The sequence below is a fragment of the Luteibacter sp. UNC138MFCol5.1 genome, from assembly GCF_900110505.1.
Lineage (GTDB): Bacteria > Pseudomonadota > Gammaproteobacteria > Xanthomonadales > Rhodanobacteraceae > Luteibacter.
Map to the genome: position 1 here is coordinate 122,435 of NZ_FODZ01000003.1, position 15,256 is coordinate 137,690.

11 protein-coding genes and 3 tRNA genes are annotated in these 15,256 nt (G+C 67.7%); 8 read left to right on the forward strand and 6 right to left on the reverse strand.

Features of this window, described 5'->3' with window-relative positions:
- Nucleotides 1–47: 47 nt before the first annotated feature.
- Nucleotides 48–1,808, reverse strand: a complete 1,761-nt coding sequence (locus BMY69_RS08855) for a cation:proton antiporter (RefSeq protein ID WP_090177267.1) — start codon at nucleotides 1,806–1,808, stop codon at nucleotides 48–50.
- 205 nt (nucleotides 1,809–2,013) lie between these two features.
- Between BMY69_RS08855 and BMY69_RS08860 the strand changes: the two genes are divergently transcribed.
- From BMY69_RS08860 to BMY69_RS08870, 3 genes are all read left to right on the forward strand, one after another.
- Nucleotides 2,014–2,089, forward strand: a tRNA-Ala gene (locus BMY69_RS08860).
- An 11-nt stretch (nucleotides 2,090–2,100) separates the two neighbouring features.
- A tRNA-Glu gene (locus BMY69_RS08865) sits at nucleotides 2,101–2,176 on the forward strand.
- Nucleotides 2,177–2,247: 71 nt separating this feature from the next.
- A tRNA-Asp gene (locus tag BMY69_RS08870) sits at nucleotides 2,248–2,324 on the forward strand.
- Between the two features lie 253 nt (nucleotides 2,325–2,577).
- Here the strand turns inward: BMY69_RS08870 and BMY69_RS08875 are convergent.
- Entirely contained in the window at nucleotides 2,578–3,042 is a 465-nt protein-coding gene (locus BMY69_RS08875; protein ID WP_090053910.1) for a DUF1249 domain-containing protein, read from the reverse strand.
- A 30-nt stretch (nucleotides 3,043–3,072) separates the two neighbouring features.
- Complete coding sequence (locus tag BMY69_RS08880) at nucleotides 3,073–3,888, reverse strand: posphoenolpyruvate synthetase regulatory kinase/phosphorylase PpsR (RefSeq protein ID WP_090178386.1); 816 nt, start codon at nucleotides 3,886–3,888, stop codon at nucleotides 3,073–3,075.
- A 216-nt stretch (nucleotides 3,889–4,104) separates the two neighbouring features.
- Here BMY69_RS08880 and ppsA point away from each other — a divergent pair, with 216 nt between their 5' ends.
- Nucleotides 4,105–6,477 (forward strand): phosphoenolpyruvate synthase, encoded by a 2,373-nt coding sequence (ppsA, locus tag BMY69_RS08885; RefSeq protein ID WP_090177269.1) that lies wholly within the window; start codon nucleotides 4,105–4,107, stop codon nucleotides 6,475–6,477.
- A gap of 116 nt (nucleotides 6,478–6,593) precedes the next feature.
- Here ppsA and BMY69_RS08890 read toward each other — a convergent pair whose 3' ends face one another.
- The 3 genes from BMY69_RS08890 to BMY69_RS08900 are packed head-to-tail and all read right to left on the reverse strand — an operon-like array spanning nucleotide 6,594 to nucleotide 9,110.
- Entirely contained in the window at nucleotides 6,594–7,358 is a 765-nt protein-coding gene (locus BMY69_RS08890; RefSeq protein WP_090178389.1) for a DeoR/GlpR family DNA-binding transcription regulator, read from the reverse strand.
- A 5-nt stretch (nucleotides 7,359–7,363) separates the two neighbouring features.
- A complete protein-coding gene (locus BMY69_RS08895; protein WP_090053914.1) occupies nucleotides 7,364–7,981 on the reverse strand; it encodes an HAD family hydrolase in 618 nt (205 codons plus the stop codon).
- A 10-nt stretch (nucleotides 7,982–7,991) separates the two neighbouring features.
- Nucleotides 7,992–9,110 carry an MFS transporter gene (locus BMY69_RS08900; protein ID WP_090177271.1) on the reverse strand — a complete coding sequence of 373 codons (1,119 nt, stop codon included), beginning with the start codon at nucleotides 9,108–9,110 and terminating at the stop codon, nucleotides 7,992–7,994.
- A 109-nt stretch (nucleotides 9,111–9,219) separates the two neighbouring features.
- Between BMY69_RS08900 and lexA the strand changes: the two genes are divergently transcribed.
- The 4 genes from lexA to BMY69_RS08920 all read left to right on the forward strand — a co-directional run bounded on the left by lexA (nucleotide 9,220) and on the right by BMY69_RS08920 (nucleotide 15,106).
- Nucleotides 9,220–9,843 (forward strand): transcriptional repressor LexA, encoded by a 624-nt coding sequence (gene lexA, locus BMY69_RS08905; protein WP_090053918.1) that lies wholly within the window; start codon nucleotides 9,220–9,222, stop codon nucleotides 9,841–9,843.
- A gap of 2 nt (nucleotides 9,844–9,845) precedes the next feature.
- On the forward strand, nucleotides 9,846–10,475 hold the full coding sequence (gene imuA, locus BMY69_RS08910; protein WP_090053920.1) for a translesion DNA synthesis-associated protein ImuA: 630 nt from the start codon (nucleotides 9,846–9,848) through the stop codon (nucleotides 10,473–10,475).
- Between the two features lie 73 nt (nucleotides 10,476–10,548).
- A complete protein-coding gene (locus BMY69_RS08915) occupies nucleotides 10,549–11,958 on the forward strand; it encodes a Y-family DNA polymerase (RefSeq protein WP_090053922.1) in 1,410 nt (469 codons plus the stop codon).
- A 1-nt stretch (nucleotide 11,959) separates the two neighbouring features.
- Nucleotides 11,960–15,106: an error-prone DNA polymerase gene (locus tag BMY69_RS08920; RefSeq protein ID WP_090177273.1), complete on the forward strand. Its 3,147-nt coding sequence runs from the start codon at nucleotides 11,960–11,962 to the stop codon at nucleotides 15,104–15,106.
- Nucleotides 15,107–15,256: the final 150 nt, after the last annotated feature.

Here is a 15,256-nt window from a genome sequence, read left to right on the forward strand (position 1 = left end):
GTTTCACACCAAAAGTTCATCAACCTTTCGTGAAATCGAGGAACCCGTCACTCATGGGGATCCTGGCCGGGCTTCTCGAGGGTGTCCCGAATGGCCGCCTGCAGCCGGGCATGGACCTGAACCAGCACCCGCCAGAGCAGCCAGGTCAGCCCGATCCCGATGAGCACCAGCACCAGCGCCACCTCCCGCGGCGGGAGGATCGTGGAAGCCAGCGCCGCCACCAGCAGGCCGAGGATCAGCATCGAGGCCAGGGGAATGATCCGGCCCAGAACCGAGCGGATCTGCCACGTCCGCGCACCGAAGCGATCGGGGATCGAGAGCTCCGCCAGCAGCATGCCCAGGGCCGCCGCCTTGCGGTACGTCGCCACCACCATGGGCAGCGAGAGCAGCGCGGCGAGCGACCAGGCCAGCGTGCGCCGCACCGCGGGCTCGTCGCTGAAGAGGTCCAGGTGCAGGAAGCCGCGGCGGTACGCGAACGCCATGCCGATGAAGACGGCCACGACCAGCGCGGTGTTGATGACGACGTGCCAGACGAGGCGACGGATCATCTTCATCACGATCGCGCCCTGCCCCTGCAGGCCCAGGCTGCCCATCCACTCCGTATAGGCGCCGAATACGCCCGTGACGCGCGTCGGCAGCACGCGCCCGAGGAAACGCGCCAGCGGGTCGGACGAACGGATCAGATAGGGAGTGAGGAAGGTGGTGATCGCCGAAACCGCCACCGCCACGGGGTAGAGGAAGCCGCTGGTCACCTTCAGTGTCAGGCCCAGCGAGGCGATCACGAACGAGAACTCGCCGATCTGCGCCAGGCCCATGCCGACGCGCAACGACGTGCGTCCGTCGTTGCCCGCGACGAAGCTGCCGAAACTGCAGGTGACGACCTTGCCGACCACGACGGCGATCGTCACCACGGTGATCGGCAGCGCGTACTGCACCAGCAGGCGCGGGTCGATCAGCATGCCGATCGCGACGAAGAACACCGCGCTGAACATGTCGCGGACGGGCATCACGATGCGCTCGATTCGCGCGACGCTTTCGGATTCGGCCACGATGGCGCCGATCATGAAGGCGCCCAGCGCCACGCTGTAACCCATTTCGGTGACGAGCAGGCAAAAGCCGAAGCAGATGCCCAGCACGGCGACGAGCAGCACGTCGTTGCGGCTGACGCGCGCGATGTAATCGACCACCCGAGGCACCAGCAGCAGGCCCACCACCAGCGACACCGCCATGAACAGGCCGAGGCGGCCGATGGCGGCGAACGCCTCGCCCGCTTCGAGATCGCCCGTGCCGGCGATACCGGTGAGCAAGGCCATGAGCACGATCGCGAGCACGTCTTCGACGATCAGGATGCCGAACATCAGCTGCGCGAAGCGCTCGCGCTTGAGACCGAGATCTTCCAGCGCCTTCATGATGATGGTGGTGGACGAGATGGACAGCATCGCGCCGAGGAACAGCGAATCCATCGCCGTCCAGCCGAAGAAGCGGCCCATCTCGTAGCCGATCCATACCATCAGCACGATTTCCGCGAACGCGGCGACGAGCGCCGCGCCTCCCACCGCACGCAGTTTCTTCAGGCTGAATTCGAGGCCGAGCGCGAACAGCAGCAGGATCATGCCCAGCTCGGACAGCGTGCGGATCGTCTCCTCGTCGTGGATGAAGATCACCGGCAACGTATGCGGACCGACGATCAGCCCCGCGATGATGTAACCGAGCACGACCGGCTGCCTGAGGCGCTGGAAGAGCACCGTCGTGAGGCCGGCGACGAGCATCACCGTGGCCAGGTCCTGGATGAAAACGATGCCGTGCATGCCTGTCCCTGTATGTATGGACGGACAGGTTAACCCGCGGACACCGCCATCGACACGCGACGCGTGGCCAGGCGTCGGAAGCGTCGCTCGCGCAAGTACGCGCCACGACTCGTCATTCTCGATTCGTCGAAAATAAATTCAAAAAAAGTGTAATGAATGCTTGACGGAATCGCGGGTCGGACGTAATCTTTGCGGCTTCCAGCAGGGGGCCATAGCTCAGCTGGGAGAGCGCCTGCATGGCATGCAGGAGGTCGCCGGTTCGATCCCGGCTGGCTCCACCAACTTCTAGTACGTCCCCATCGTCTAGAGGCCTAGGACATCACCCTTTCACGGTGGCGACCGGGGTTCGAATCCCCGTGGGGACGCCACTTTCCGGTCCGCCGGAGAGTGTCAAGGAAGAAGAAGGAAGTTGGTAGTAGTTGGAAGTTGAACGTAGTGTGGAGCGGTAGTTCAGTCGGTTAGAATGCTGGCCTGTCACGCCGGAGGTCGCGGGTTCGAGTCCCGTCCGCTCCGCCATTACTTCAAAGAAGAATCCGCCGATTGGCGGATTTTTTTTTGCCTGACGATTTTGCGCGCTTTACGCCGCGGGAGACGGGGGATGGGAAATGGGGGTGCATTTCCCGGCGAAAGCATGCGGACGCCGGTAGCGCTGCGGATGCCTCATCGCCAGCGCGGACTCACCCGCGTCGTCAGACGAACGCCGGCCGTGCCGCCCCCGATTCCCACCGCCCGACTCCCGATGCGGTCCAGACGACCGCCTCGCCCAGCATTACCCGCCCACCCGCTCCAGCGTCCCGATCGAATGCCCCTGCTCCGCCAGGTACTCCAGCCAGCGGCTGAGGAAGCCGTTCATGCGCAGGCGGTGCTGCAGCACCGTATGGGCCGGCGGGAACGGGCCCAGCACCTCGGACAGCTTGCGGCCCGGCTGGCAATGCATGGCCTCCGCGACGTGCGCGTCGGTGTACATGCGCAGCTGCGCCGAAGGCGACGGCTGGCCGGTGGCCTCGTCGACGAAGTCGTAGGTGAGTTCCAGTTCCAGGGTGTAAGGATGCTTCTCCTGGACGTCGAGCCGGACCTTGAGGCCGTCGTCCACGTCGGAGACGTAGCGCCCGGCGGACAGCCGCTGCGGAGCGAACAGACGCGCCAGCCGATGGTAGTTCTCGGCGTAAAGGCCCATCAGGAACTCGAAGCGTCCCGGAATGAGGGCGATGGGGCGTTCGATCACGGCGGTCATGGGTGTCACGTTTCTCCGGTGTGCGTCACATCAGTACATATGGCGTTCGATACCGAGGTATTCGAAGATCTTGCTCGATATTTCCTCGATCGACGTATGCGTCGTGTTCAGGACCGGGAGGTTCTCCCGGCGCATCAGGCGATCGGCTTGTTCGAGTTCCCAGCGGCACTGCTTGAGCGTGGCGTAGCGGCTGCCGGGGCGGCGCTGCTCGCGGATCTGCGCCAGGCGGTTCGGGTCGATGGTGAGGCCGAACAGCCGGCTGCGATAAGGGCGTAGACGCGTCGGCAGCTCGAGCTTGTCGAGGTCGTCGTCCGTGAGCGGATAATTGGCGGCACAGACGCCGTAATGCAAGGCCATGTACAGGCAGGTCGGCGTCTTGCCCGACCGCGACACCCCCACCAGCACCACGTCGGCCTGGTTGTAGTCGACGTCCAGCCCGTCGTCGTGCGCCAGGGCGTAATTGGTCGCCTCGATGCGGGCTTCGTAGCGTTCGAAATCCACCAGGCCGTGCGAGCGGTTCACCGCGCCCGACTGCTTGGCGCCCAGCTCGGCCTCCAGCGGCTCGATGAAGGGGGCGAACACGTCAAGCATCAGGGCGCCGCTACCGGCGACGATGTCGCACAGGCTTCGTGAGGTCATGGTATTGACCACGATGGGGCGCTGGCCGTCCTGGGCGTATTTCGTCTTGATCCGCAGCGAGGCCGCTTCCGCCTTGGCCGCGTTGTCGATGAAGGGCAGCCGGTGGGTGTCGAACTGCACCCCCTCGAACTGGGCCAGCATGCTGTTGCCGATGGTCTCGGCCGTGATGCCGGTGGAATCGGAAATGAAGAAGACGGTGCGCCGCATGGAACGGTTTCCCTGCATGGAGTCCATGGCCTTACCTTAGGGCCTATTCACACTGTTTGCATGGCCCTAAGACCAATACGCCGGCATAACCATCCACCTCCCAGAATGTCGGGCCGTTCTTGTGCATTGCCGCTTGCCCGTGTGCAATACCACTACGACAATGCGCCGGTTTTTCCCCAGCGCGGCCCGCCGCCCAACCGATGTGAGGATTTTCCTTTGAGCGACCTGGTTCTCTGGCTCGACGCGCTACGCATGACCGATCTGGGCAAGGTGGGCGGCAAGAACGCCTCCCTCGGCGAGATGATCGGCAACCTCGCGAAACTGGGTGTCTCCGTACCGGGTGGCTTCGCCACGACGGCCGATGCCTTCCAGACCTACCTCGAGAAAAGCGGCCTGGCGAAGCGCATCGCCGAACGCCTCGCCACGCTCGACGTGGACGACGTGGACGAACTCACCCGCGGCGGCAAGGAGATCCGCGGCTGGATCGTCGACACCGCCCTGCCCGCCAACCTCGAGCAGGCCATCCGCGATGCCTACGCCAAGCTGTGCGACGACGCCGGCGCGAAGGACATCGCCGTCGCGGTCCGCTCCTCCGCCACGGCGGAAGACCTCCCGGACGCGTCGTTCGCCGGCCAGCAGGAAACGTTCCTCAACGTCGTCGGCATCGACGACGTGCTGCACAAGGTCAAGGAGGTGTTCGCCTCCCTGTACAACGACCGCGCCATCGCCTACCGCGTGCACCAGGGCTTCAAGCACGAGGACGTGTTCCTCTCCGCCGGCGTGCAGCTGATGGTCCGCTCGGACGTCGGCGCGTCGGGCGTGCTCTTCACCCTCGACACCGAATCCGGCTTCCGCGACGTCGTGTTCGTCACCGGCTCGTACGGCCTCGGCGAGATGGTCGTCCAGGGGGCCGTGAACCCGGACGAGTTCTACGTGTTCAAGCCCACCCTGCGCGACGGCAAGCCGTCGGTGCTCCGTCGCAGCCTCGGCGCGAAGCAGCAGCGCATGGTCTATTCGGATCAGCCCGGCGAGCGCGTGCGCATCGAGGAAACGCCGCAGGCCGACCGCCACCGCTTCTGCATCACCGACGCCGACGTCGAGGAGCTCTCGCGCCAGGCGCTGGTGATCGAAAAGCATTACGGCCGTCCGATGGACGTCGAGTGGGCGAAGGACGGCAACACCGGCAAGCTCTACATCGTGCAGGCCCGCCCGGAAACCGTGAAGTCGCGCGCGCATGCGACGACGCTCGAGCGCTTCCAGCTCGGCGAAAAGGGCAAGGTACTCACCGAGGGCCGCGCCATCGGCCAGAAGATCGGCGCCGGCAAGGCGCGTGTCATCCGTTCGCTCGCCGACATGAACAAGGTGCAGCCGGGCGACGTGCTCGTGGCCGACATGACCGATCCCGACTGGGAGCCGGTGATGAAGCGCGCCGCGGCGATCGTGACCAACCGCGGCGGCCGTACCTGCCACGCGGCGATCATCGCGCGCGAACTCGGCGTGCCCGCCGTCGTCGGCTGCGGCAACGCGCTGGACGCGATCCCCGATGGCGCCGACGTCACCGTCTCGTGCGCCGAAGGCGACACCGGCAGCATCTACGAGGGCATCCTGAAGTTCGAGCGCATCACGGCCGACCTCGGCGCCATGCCCGAGGCGCCGCTGAAGATCATGATGAACGTGGCCAATCCCGAGCGCGCGTTCGACTTCGGCATGCTGCCGAACGAAGGCATCGGCCTGGCCCGCCTCGAGATGATCATCGCCAGCCATATCGGCGTGCATCCGAAGGCCCTGCTCGAGTACGCGAAGCAGGACGCCGAGACGAAGGCCCGCATCGACACGCGCATCGCCGGCTACAAGGATCCGGTGTCGTTCTACGTCGATCGCCTCGGCGAAGGCATCGCCACCATCGCGGCCTCGGTGTTCCCGAAGCCGGTGATCGTGCGCCTGTCGGACTTCAAGTCGAACGAGTACGCCGGCCTGCTCGGCGGTTCGCGCTACGAGCCGCACGAAGAGAACCCGATGATCGGCTACCGCGGCGCCAGCCGTTACGTCGACCCGGGCTTCGCCGAATCCTTCGCGCTGGAATGCAAGGCGGTGAAGTACGTGCGCGAGACGATGGGCCTCACCAACGTCTGGGTGATGATCCCGTTCGTGCGCACGCTGGACGAAGGTCGCCGGGTGATCGAGGTACTGCGCGGAAACGGCCTCGTGCAGGGCGAGCACGACCTGAAGGTCATCATGATGTGCGAGGTGCCGTCCAACGCGCTCCTCGCGGACGAGTTCCTCGACATCTTCGACGGCTTCTCCATCGGCTCGAACGACCTGACCCAGCTCACCCTCGGTCTCGACCGCGATTCGAGCATCGTCGCGCACCTGTTCGACGAGCGCGACGCCGCGGTCAAGAAGCTGCTGTCGATGGCGATCCGCACCGCGCGCGAAAAGGGCAAGTACGTCGGCATCTGCGGCCAGGGCCCGTCGGACCATCCGGACCTCGCCGAGTGGCTGATGGAACAGGGCATCGAGTCGATGTCGCTGAACCCGGACACCGTGGTCGATACCTGGCTGCGCCTGGCGAAGAAGAAGGCGGGCTGACGCCCGCTGCTGCTCCATCCATCGTAGGAGCGCGCCTTGCGCGCGACATCTTTTGAGGCCGTGAGTGACAGGATCCGTTGCTCACCGCGAAAAGCTGTCGCGCGCAAGGCGCGCTCCTACGGCATATTTACCGACACGCCCGCCTCGCGATACGGCGTCAGCATCGCCCCGTCGGTATCTGCCGCGACCACCAGATGCGTGATCGCCCCGATCGGCGCCGTGTGATGCGTCGCCGACGCCACGAGCTTGTCCGGCGTGGCGATCGCCACCGTCTCGCCGCTGGCCTCGATGATCGCCTGCTTGAAGACGGTCTCTTCCTCGTCGAAGGTCCACAACCCGCGCTCCGGGTCGATGGCGCACACCCCGGGGAAGCACAGATCGGCGCGGATGTCCTGCGCCTGCCGTACCGTGCGCGATCCGATCGCGCCGCCGATGCGCGGATCGACCCGGCCACCCAGCAGGATCACGTCGAACCCGGGCCGGCCGAGCACGGCCATGGCGACGTCCGGCGCGTTCGTCACCACCGTCAGCCCGCGATGCTCGGGCAACGCGCGCGCCAGCGCGGTATTCGTCGAGCCCGCGTCGATGAAGAGGATCTGCTCCTCGCCCACCAGTCCGGCGGCGACCCTCGCCAGCGATCGCTTCAGCTCGGCGCGCTCATGGTGGCGCTCGTCCAGCGGCGCGACCTGCGCGGCCAGGAGCGCGCCACCGTAGACGCGGCGACACAGTCCCTGGGCGGCGAGGTCGCGCAGGTCGCGACGGATGGAGTCCTCCGACACACGGAACTCCTGCGCCAGGTCCGCGGCGACGACCTTCCCGTCGCGGCGGAGCCGATCGAGGATCAGCTGCTGCCGCTCGCGCGGAAGCGTGGTGTCGGGCATGCCGTTCACGGCAGGAAACCGAGGTCCGCGAGATCCCTGCGCAGCTGCGCCGGATCGTGGAAGTGGATGCCGTGGATGCCCAGCGCGTTGGCGGCATCGACGTTCGCCCGGTTGTCGTCGATGAACACCGCGCGGGACGGATCGATGTCGTAGCGCTCGAGCAGCGTCCGGTACAGGCGCGGATCCGGCTTGATCATCCCCTCCTCGCCCGACACCACGATGCCGTCGAACAGGGCCAGGAAATCGAACCGTTCGCGCGCGAAGGGAAAGGTTTCCTGCGACCAGTTGGTGAGGCCGTAGAGCGGATGCCCCGCCGCCTTGAGATCGCGCAGGATGTGCAGGCTGTCGTCGATGGGGCCGCCCAGCGTCTCCTCCCAGCGGTGCTGGTAGGCGGCGATGAGGTCGGCCTTGGTGGGATGCTCCGCGGTGAGCAGGCGCACCGCTTCGTCCCACGAACGGCCGGCATCCTGCTGCAGGTTCCACTCCGGCGTGGTGACTTCGGCGAGGAAGGTTTCCATCGCCTCCTCGTCGTCGCCGAACAGCTTGCGATAGAGGTAACGCGGGTTCCAGTCGATCAGGACACCGCCGAAATCGAAGATCACGACATCGCGTTTGTTGTGCATGGTCAGGCCCTCAGCGGCGAACGATGGAAGCGCAGGCGGAAACGACGACGAGCAGCACGGCCACGCCGAACAGCGCCGCCGACAGGCTGCTCAGGTGGGCGGCGAAACCGATGGCCGCGGGTCCGGCGAGCATGCCCGCGTAGCCCAGCGAGGTGACGGTGGCGATGCCGATGCCGGCCGACGTGCCCGGCTGGCGACCCGCCGCGCTGAACAGCACCGGCACGATGTTCGACGCGCCGAGGCCCACGAGGACGAAACCCGCCATCGCGGCCGGTCCCCATGGCACGAGCGTGGCGACGAAGAATCCCAGGGCCGCGATGAAGGCGCCGCCACGGACGATGGTGACGGGTCCGACGTGCGCCGTGATGCGGTCGCCCAGCAGGCGGCCAACGGCCATCGCGACGGAGAACGCGGCGTAACCGAACCCCGCCGACGACGCGTCGAAACCACGCGAGAAACGCAGGAAGACCGCGCTCCAGTCGAGCATCGAACCTTCCGCGAGGAAGACGACGAGGCACAGGAACCCGAGCAGGAACACCGTGGCCGACGGCATGCGGAACCCGGTGGACGCATGCTCGCCTTCCTCGAGGCGAACCATGAAGTGCCGCCACTGCGTCGCGACGATCGCGAGCAACCCGGCCGACACGGCCAGCGCGCTGCCGGTGAGCGGCGCACCGGCCTTCAGCAGCGCGGCCATGCCGGCGGAACCGACCAGGCCACCCACGCTGAAGAGTCCGTGGAAGCCGGACATCATGGGTTTGCCCGCGTGTTTCTCGACGTCCACCGCGTGCGCGTTCATGGCGACGTCGACCACGCCGAGCGACGCGCCGAAGAACAGCAGCGCCGCGCCGAGCCAGTAGACGTCCGGCGCGATCGTCAGCAGCGGCAACGCCACGCACACGAGCAGGCCGCTGACGCCGATGACGTCGCGATTGCCGAAACGATGGGTGAGGAAGCCGGCGAGCGGCATCGCCGCCACCGCGCCGCAGCCCATGCACAGGAGCACCAGGCCGAGCGTGGCGTCGTCGAGGCCGAGGCGGGCCTTCGCATACGGAACCATGGGCGCCCAGCTGGCCATGCCGATGCCGGATAACAGGAAGATCAGTCGGGTGGCTCGTGCGGGCCGCATGCGTGCTCCATCGGGCATCGGAATGCGCACCAATGTACGCAATCGTGCATAAACGTGCAATCACGAATCCCGCTTGCACCGCCGCGCCGACCGCTGTACAAATGTACACATGTCGAGCCCAACCCTTACAGAGCGTCAGCAAAAGACCTTGGCCTTCCTGCAGGAATACCTGCAGGCCCAGGGCCTGCCGCCTACGCTACGCGAAATCGCCGACGCGCTGGGCTTCTCCAGCCACAGTTCCGCGCAGGCCTGCGTCGAGTCGCTGGTCCGCAAGGGCGTGCTGGAGCGTTCGCCGCAGCATCGCGGCCTGCGCCTCCCGGCCGGCAACGCGGCGCTCCTGCGCGGCGCCGCGAACGATCTTCCGCTGATCGGCCGCGTCGCCGCCGGTTCGCCGATCCTCGCCGAGGAAAACATCGAGTCGCAGCTCGAGGTCGATCCCGCGCTGTTCCGCCCGCGCGCCGACTACCTGCTGCGCGTGGTGGGCATGAGCATGCGCGACGCCGGCATCCTCGACGGCGACCTGCTCGCCGTGCACAAGACCGCCACCGCGAACGACGGCCAGATCGTCGTCGCCCGCCTCGACGACGAAGTCACCGTGAAGCGGTTGAAGCACGAACGCGACCGCCTCCTGTTGCTGCCCGAAAACCCCGACTTCTCGCCGATCGAAGTCGACCCCCGTCGCCACGCGTTCGCCATCGAAGGGCGTTACGTCGGCATCATCCGCAGGACCTGACCATGAACGCCATCGCCTCCCCGAACCTCGCCCAGGTGCTCGACCATCCCGGTATCTGGCGCCGTTCCGCCGATCGGCAGCCGCGCGTGCGCGCGTTGTCCACGGGCTGGACCTCGCTGGATGCCAAACTTCCCGGCGGCGGCTGGCCGCAGGGCGCGCTGAGCGAGATCCTGTTCGAACACGATGGCCTGGGCGAGCTGGATCTGGTCATGCCCGCGCTCGCCGCGCTGACGCAGGAACACCGCCGCGTGATCTTCGTGGCGCCGCCTTACCTTCCCTACGCGCCCGCGCTCACCGCGGCCGGCGTCGACCTGCGCTTCCTGCACGAGATCCATGCCGGCAGCACCGAGGCCGCCTGGAGCATGGAGCAGTGCCTGCGCTCCGGCTGCTGCGGCGCCGTGGTCGGCTGGCTGCCCGAGATCGACTACCGCAGCCTGCGCCGCCTGCAGCTGGCCGCGGAAAGCGGCGACGCCTGCGCCATGATCTTCCGCCCCGCCGGACACGCCGCGCAGAACAGCCCCGCGGCTCTCCGCCTGAAGGTCAGCAACAGCGACGAGGCCACCTATGTCGAGGTGCTCAAGTCGCGCGGTCTGCTGACCACCACCGCTCCGCTGCTGCGCATGCGGGCCTGATGGACGTCGTCGTGACGATGCGTGTCCCACGCCGTCATGACGGACGCGTCGTCTTCGCCATTCCTGCACAGCCATGCTTTGGGCCTGTCTCCGTTTTCCCGGCCTGGCGTTCTCCGCCGCCTTCGCCGCGAGCCCGGAGGCAGGCCCCTCCGCTCTTCTCGATCACAAGGCGCGCCAGCGCCTGATCGCCGCCGCGAACGCCGATGCCAGCGCGCAGGGCGTTCGTCGCGGACAGAGCCTCGCCGCCGCGCGGGCGCTGTGTCCCTCGCTCGAGGTACGCCCCCGCGATCCCGCGGCGGAGAACCGCCTGCTGACCGAGCTGGCCGCGTGGTGCTACCAGTTCAGCGGCCACGTGAGCCTGGTGCCTTACAACGCGATCCTGATGGAGGTCGGCGCCAGCCTGCGCCTGTTCGATGGCTGGCCCGTGCTCGCCGAACGCCTGCGCGCGGGCCTGGCCGAACAGGGCCACGCGCACACGATGGCCGCCACGCCGTTCGCCGCCGCGTCCTGGGTCTTCGCCGCCAGCGCCGACGGCATGGTCATCGGCGAACGCGAGGGCGTGCGCCGCATGCTCGGCGAACTGCCGCTGGCACAGGCCGGGTTGCCCGCCGCCACGGTGACGTCGCTGCAGGCCATGGGGTTTCGCCGTCTCGGCGAGATCTTCCGCCTGCCCCGCCCCGAACTCACGCGACGCATCGGGCGTGACGGCGTGAACTGGCTCGACCGTCTGCGCGGCGACGCCGCCGACGCCCTGCCCGCCTGGCAACCGCCGGCCAACTTCGTGCAGAAGATCGAGTTCGACATGGAACTCGACGGCAGCCAGCCGCTGCTCTTCCCGTTGCGCCGCCTTACTCGCTCGCTCGCCAACCTGCTGGCGGCGCGCGACGGCGGCGTGCAGCGGTTCACGCTCACGCTGGAGCATGCGCGCGGCGAATCCACGCGCATCGTCGTCGCCATGGCGGCACCGCAGCGCGACGCGGAGCGCCTGTTCGAACTGGCGCGCACGCGACTGGAGCGGGCCACGCTGCCCGCGCCCGCCCGCTCGATCGAGATCGACGCCGCCGAGCTGCCGACGTTCCGCCCGCCGCTGCGCGATCTCTTCGAGCCCATCCGCGGCGACGGACTGGACTGGCCCACGCTCGACGAACGCCTGCGCGCACGGCTCGGCGACGCGGCGCTGCGGCAGATCGCGCTGGTCGCCGATCACCGTCCCGAGCGCGCCTCGCGTTACGGCACCCCCGGCAACGTCGTCTCGCCGCCGCGCCGGCGCCGTCCGCTGTGGCTGCTGCCGCGACCGATCCCCATGCGCCCCGAGCCCGCGATGGTGCTGGCCGGCCCCGAACGTATCGAAAGCGGCTGGTGGGACGGCGAGGACGCGCGCCGCGATTACTACATCGTCCGTACCGCGCAGGGCCAGCAGGCATGGGCCTATCTCCCCCCGGGCACCCTCGACGGCTGGATGCTCCACGGCTGGTTCGCCTGACATGCGCCTCGACCCGTCCCACCTCGTCCCCGCCAACGACGAGGACAGCGAGGTTCCGGCCTACGCCGAGCTGCACGTCCTCAGCGATTTCAGCTTCCAGCGCGGCGCCTCCTGCGCGCGCGAGCTGTTCGAGCGCGCGAAGGTCCTCGGTTACGGCGCGCTGGCCATCACCGACGAGTGCTCGCTCTCCGGAATCGTGCGCGGCCTCGAAGCCTCGATCGAGACCGGCGTGCCGCTGATCGTCGGCAGCGAGTTCCACCTGTCCGACGGCACCGTCGTCGTGCTGCTGGTGGAAGACCAGGCCGGTTACACCGAACTCTGCCGCCTCATCACGCTGGCACGCCGCCGCGCACCGAAGGGAACGTACGAACTGCACCGGCGCGACATCGAGGCCCTCGGCGACGGACTGAGCGTGCTCTGGGCGCCGGGCGCGTACACCGACACCGAGCCCGCGACGCACGAGGACCGCGCCGCCTGGATCGCCGCCCATTTCGCCGGGCGGGCATGGCTCGCCGTGGAGTTGCATCGCGGCCAGCACGACGGCGCCGACCTCGCCGCGCTGCGCGACCTCGCCGCCCGCCACGACCTGCCCTGCGTCGCGGCGGGCGACGTGCACATGCACGTGCGCCATCGCCGCGCGCTGCAGGATGTCATGACGGCGATCCGCCTGAACACGTCCGTCGCCGAGGCGGGCCACGCGCTCTTCCCCAATGGCGAACGCCATCTGCGCCCGCGCGAGACGATCGCGCGCATCTACCCGCGCGACATCATCGACGAGACGCTCGTCGTCGCCGCCCGCTGCACCGGCTTCGACATCCGCCGGATCAACTACGTCTACCCCAACGAGCTGGTGCCCGAAGGCCTCGATCCTCCCACGCACCTGCGCCGCCTGACCTACGAAGGGGCCGCGCGGCGTTTCCCGGAAGGCACGCCGGCCACCCTCGTCGATCGCATCGAGCACGAGCTGGCCCTCATCGCGCAAAAAGAATACGAAGCGTTCTTCCTCACCGTGCAGGACATCGTCCATTTCGCGCGCTCGAAGGACATCCTCTGCCAGGGTCGCGGCTCGGCGGCCAACTCCGTGGTGTGCTTCTGCCTCGGCATCACCGAGGTCAACCCTTCGCAGATATCGACGCTGTTCGAGCGTTTCATCTCCATCGAGCGCGACGAGCCGCCCGACATCGACGTCGACTTCGAGCACGAACGCCGCGAGGAAGTGCTGCAATACGTGTTCAACAAGTACGGCCGCGAACGCGCCGCGCTCGCCGCCACCGTCATCAGCTACCGGCACAAGAGCGCCGCGCGCGACGTCGGTCGCGCGCTCGGCCTGTCCGAGGACCAGCTCGACCAGCTCAGCCGCGCGTATTCCCACGCGCATGGCGAGGTCTCCATCGTCGAACGCCTGCGCGAGCGCGGCTTCGACACCGGCAGCCGCACGGTCCGCCTGCTCATGCTGCTGGTCGACCAGCTGTCCGGCATGCCGCGCCATCTGTCGCAGCACGTCGGCGGCTTCGTCATCTCCGACACGCCGCTGCACCACCTCGTGCCGGTGGAGAACGCGGCGATGGCCGATCGCACGATCATCCAGTGGGACAAGGACGACCTGGAAACGATGAAGCTGCTCAAGGTCGACTGCCTCGCGCTCGGCATGCTCACCTGCATGCGCAAGGCGATCGACATGCTGCGCGCCCAGGGCGGTCCGGATTTCCGCCGGCTCGCGGACATCCCGGACAAGGATCCGCGGACGTACGCGATGATCCAGAAGGCCGATACCACCGGCGTCTTCCAGATCGAATCGCGCGCGCAGATGTCCATGCTCCCGCGCCTGCTGCCGAAGGAGTATTACGACCTCGTGATCCAGGTCGCGATCGTCCGCCCCGGCCCGATCCAGGGCGGCATGGTGCATCCCTATCTCGAGCGGCGGCGCATGCCGAAGGAAGACATCGTCTACGAGAAGGGCGTGCGACCCGTGCTCGAGCGCACGCTCGGCGTGCCGATCTTCCAGGAACAGGTGATGAAGCTGCTGCAGGTCGTGGCGGATTTCAGCGCCGGCGAGGCCGACGACCTGCGCCGCTCGATGGCCGCCTGGAAGCGTCGCGGGGGGCTGGAGAAGTTCGAGCCGCGCATCCGCCGCAACATGGCGAAGAACGGCTACTCCACCGAATTCATCCAGCAGATCATCGACCAGATCAAGGGCTTCGGCAGTTACGGCTTCCCCGAATCGCATGCCGCCGGCTTCGCGCTCATCGCCTATGCGTCGTCGTACATGAAGTGCCATTACCCGGCGATCTTCACCTGCGCCCTGCTCAACAGCCAGCCGATGGGTTTCTACGCGCCGGCGCAGCTGGTCGCGGACCTGCGCCGGCATGGCGTCGAAGTGCGCCCGCCCGACGTGACCGCCAGCGACTGGGACTGCACGCTCGAACCCCAGCCGAAGACCCATGGCGGGTACGCGCTACGGCTGGGACTGCGCCTCGTCGGCGGCCTCTCGGCCGATCTCGGCGCACGCATCGTCGCCGCGCGCGCCGCCGCGCCACTGCGCGACCTCGCCGATCTGTCGCGCCGCGCCGGCATGAACCGCTTCGAGCGCGAACGTCTCGCCGACGCCGGCGCCCTGCGCGTGCTCAGCGGCCACCGCCACCGCGCCCGCTGGGAAAGCTCCGGCATCGAACGCGGCTTGCCGTTGATCGACGCGGTCGCCGAGGAACGTCCCACCCTGCGCCCGCCCACGCTCGCCGAGAACGTGTTCGCCGATTACGCCACGCACGGCCTGTCGCTCACCGCGCACCCCCTGCAACTGATTCGCAAGAACTTGCAGGCGCGCCGGGCGCGTCGCGCCGCCGACCTCGAACACGAACGCAACGGCACGTGGCTGCGCCATGCCGGGCTGGTCACCGTGCGCCAGCGCCCGCAGACCGCCAGCGGCATCACGTTCGTCACGATCGAAGACGAAACCGGGCAGGTCAACGTGATCGTACGGCCCAGGGTCGCCGAAGCCTGCCGCCATGCGCTCCTCGACGCCGTGCTTCTCGCCGTGGACGGACAGTGGCAATCGATCGACGGCGTCCGCCACCTCGTCGCCAGCCGACTGCACGATTTCAGCGACCTGCTGCCCGCGCTGGGTTCCGTCTCGCGGGACTTCCACTAGTGATGCCTGCCGTCACGCATCTCCCGCCGCGGCATCACTGAACCACGCCTAATTTCTGCCTGAACGGTGGCTGCGAAAATTGCTGCTATGCAGGAGCGTCCGTCATCGAAAAGCGATAGGTTTTGCCCACCCGACCGGTCTACCGGTAAG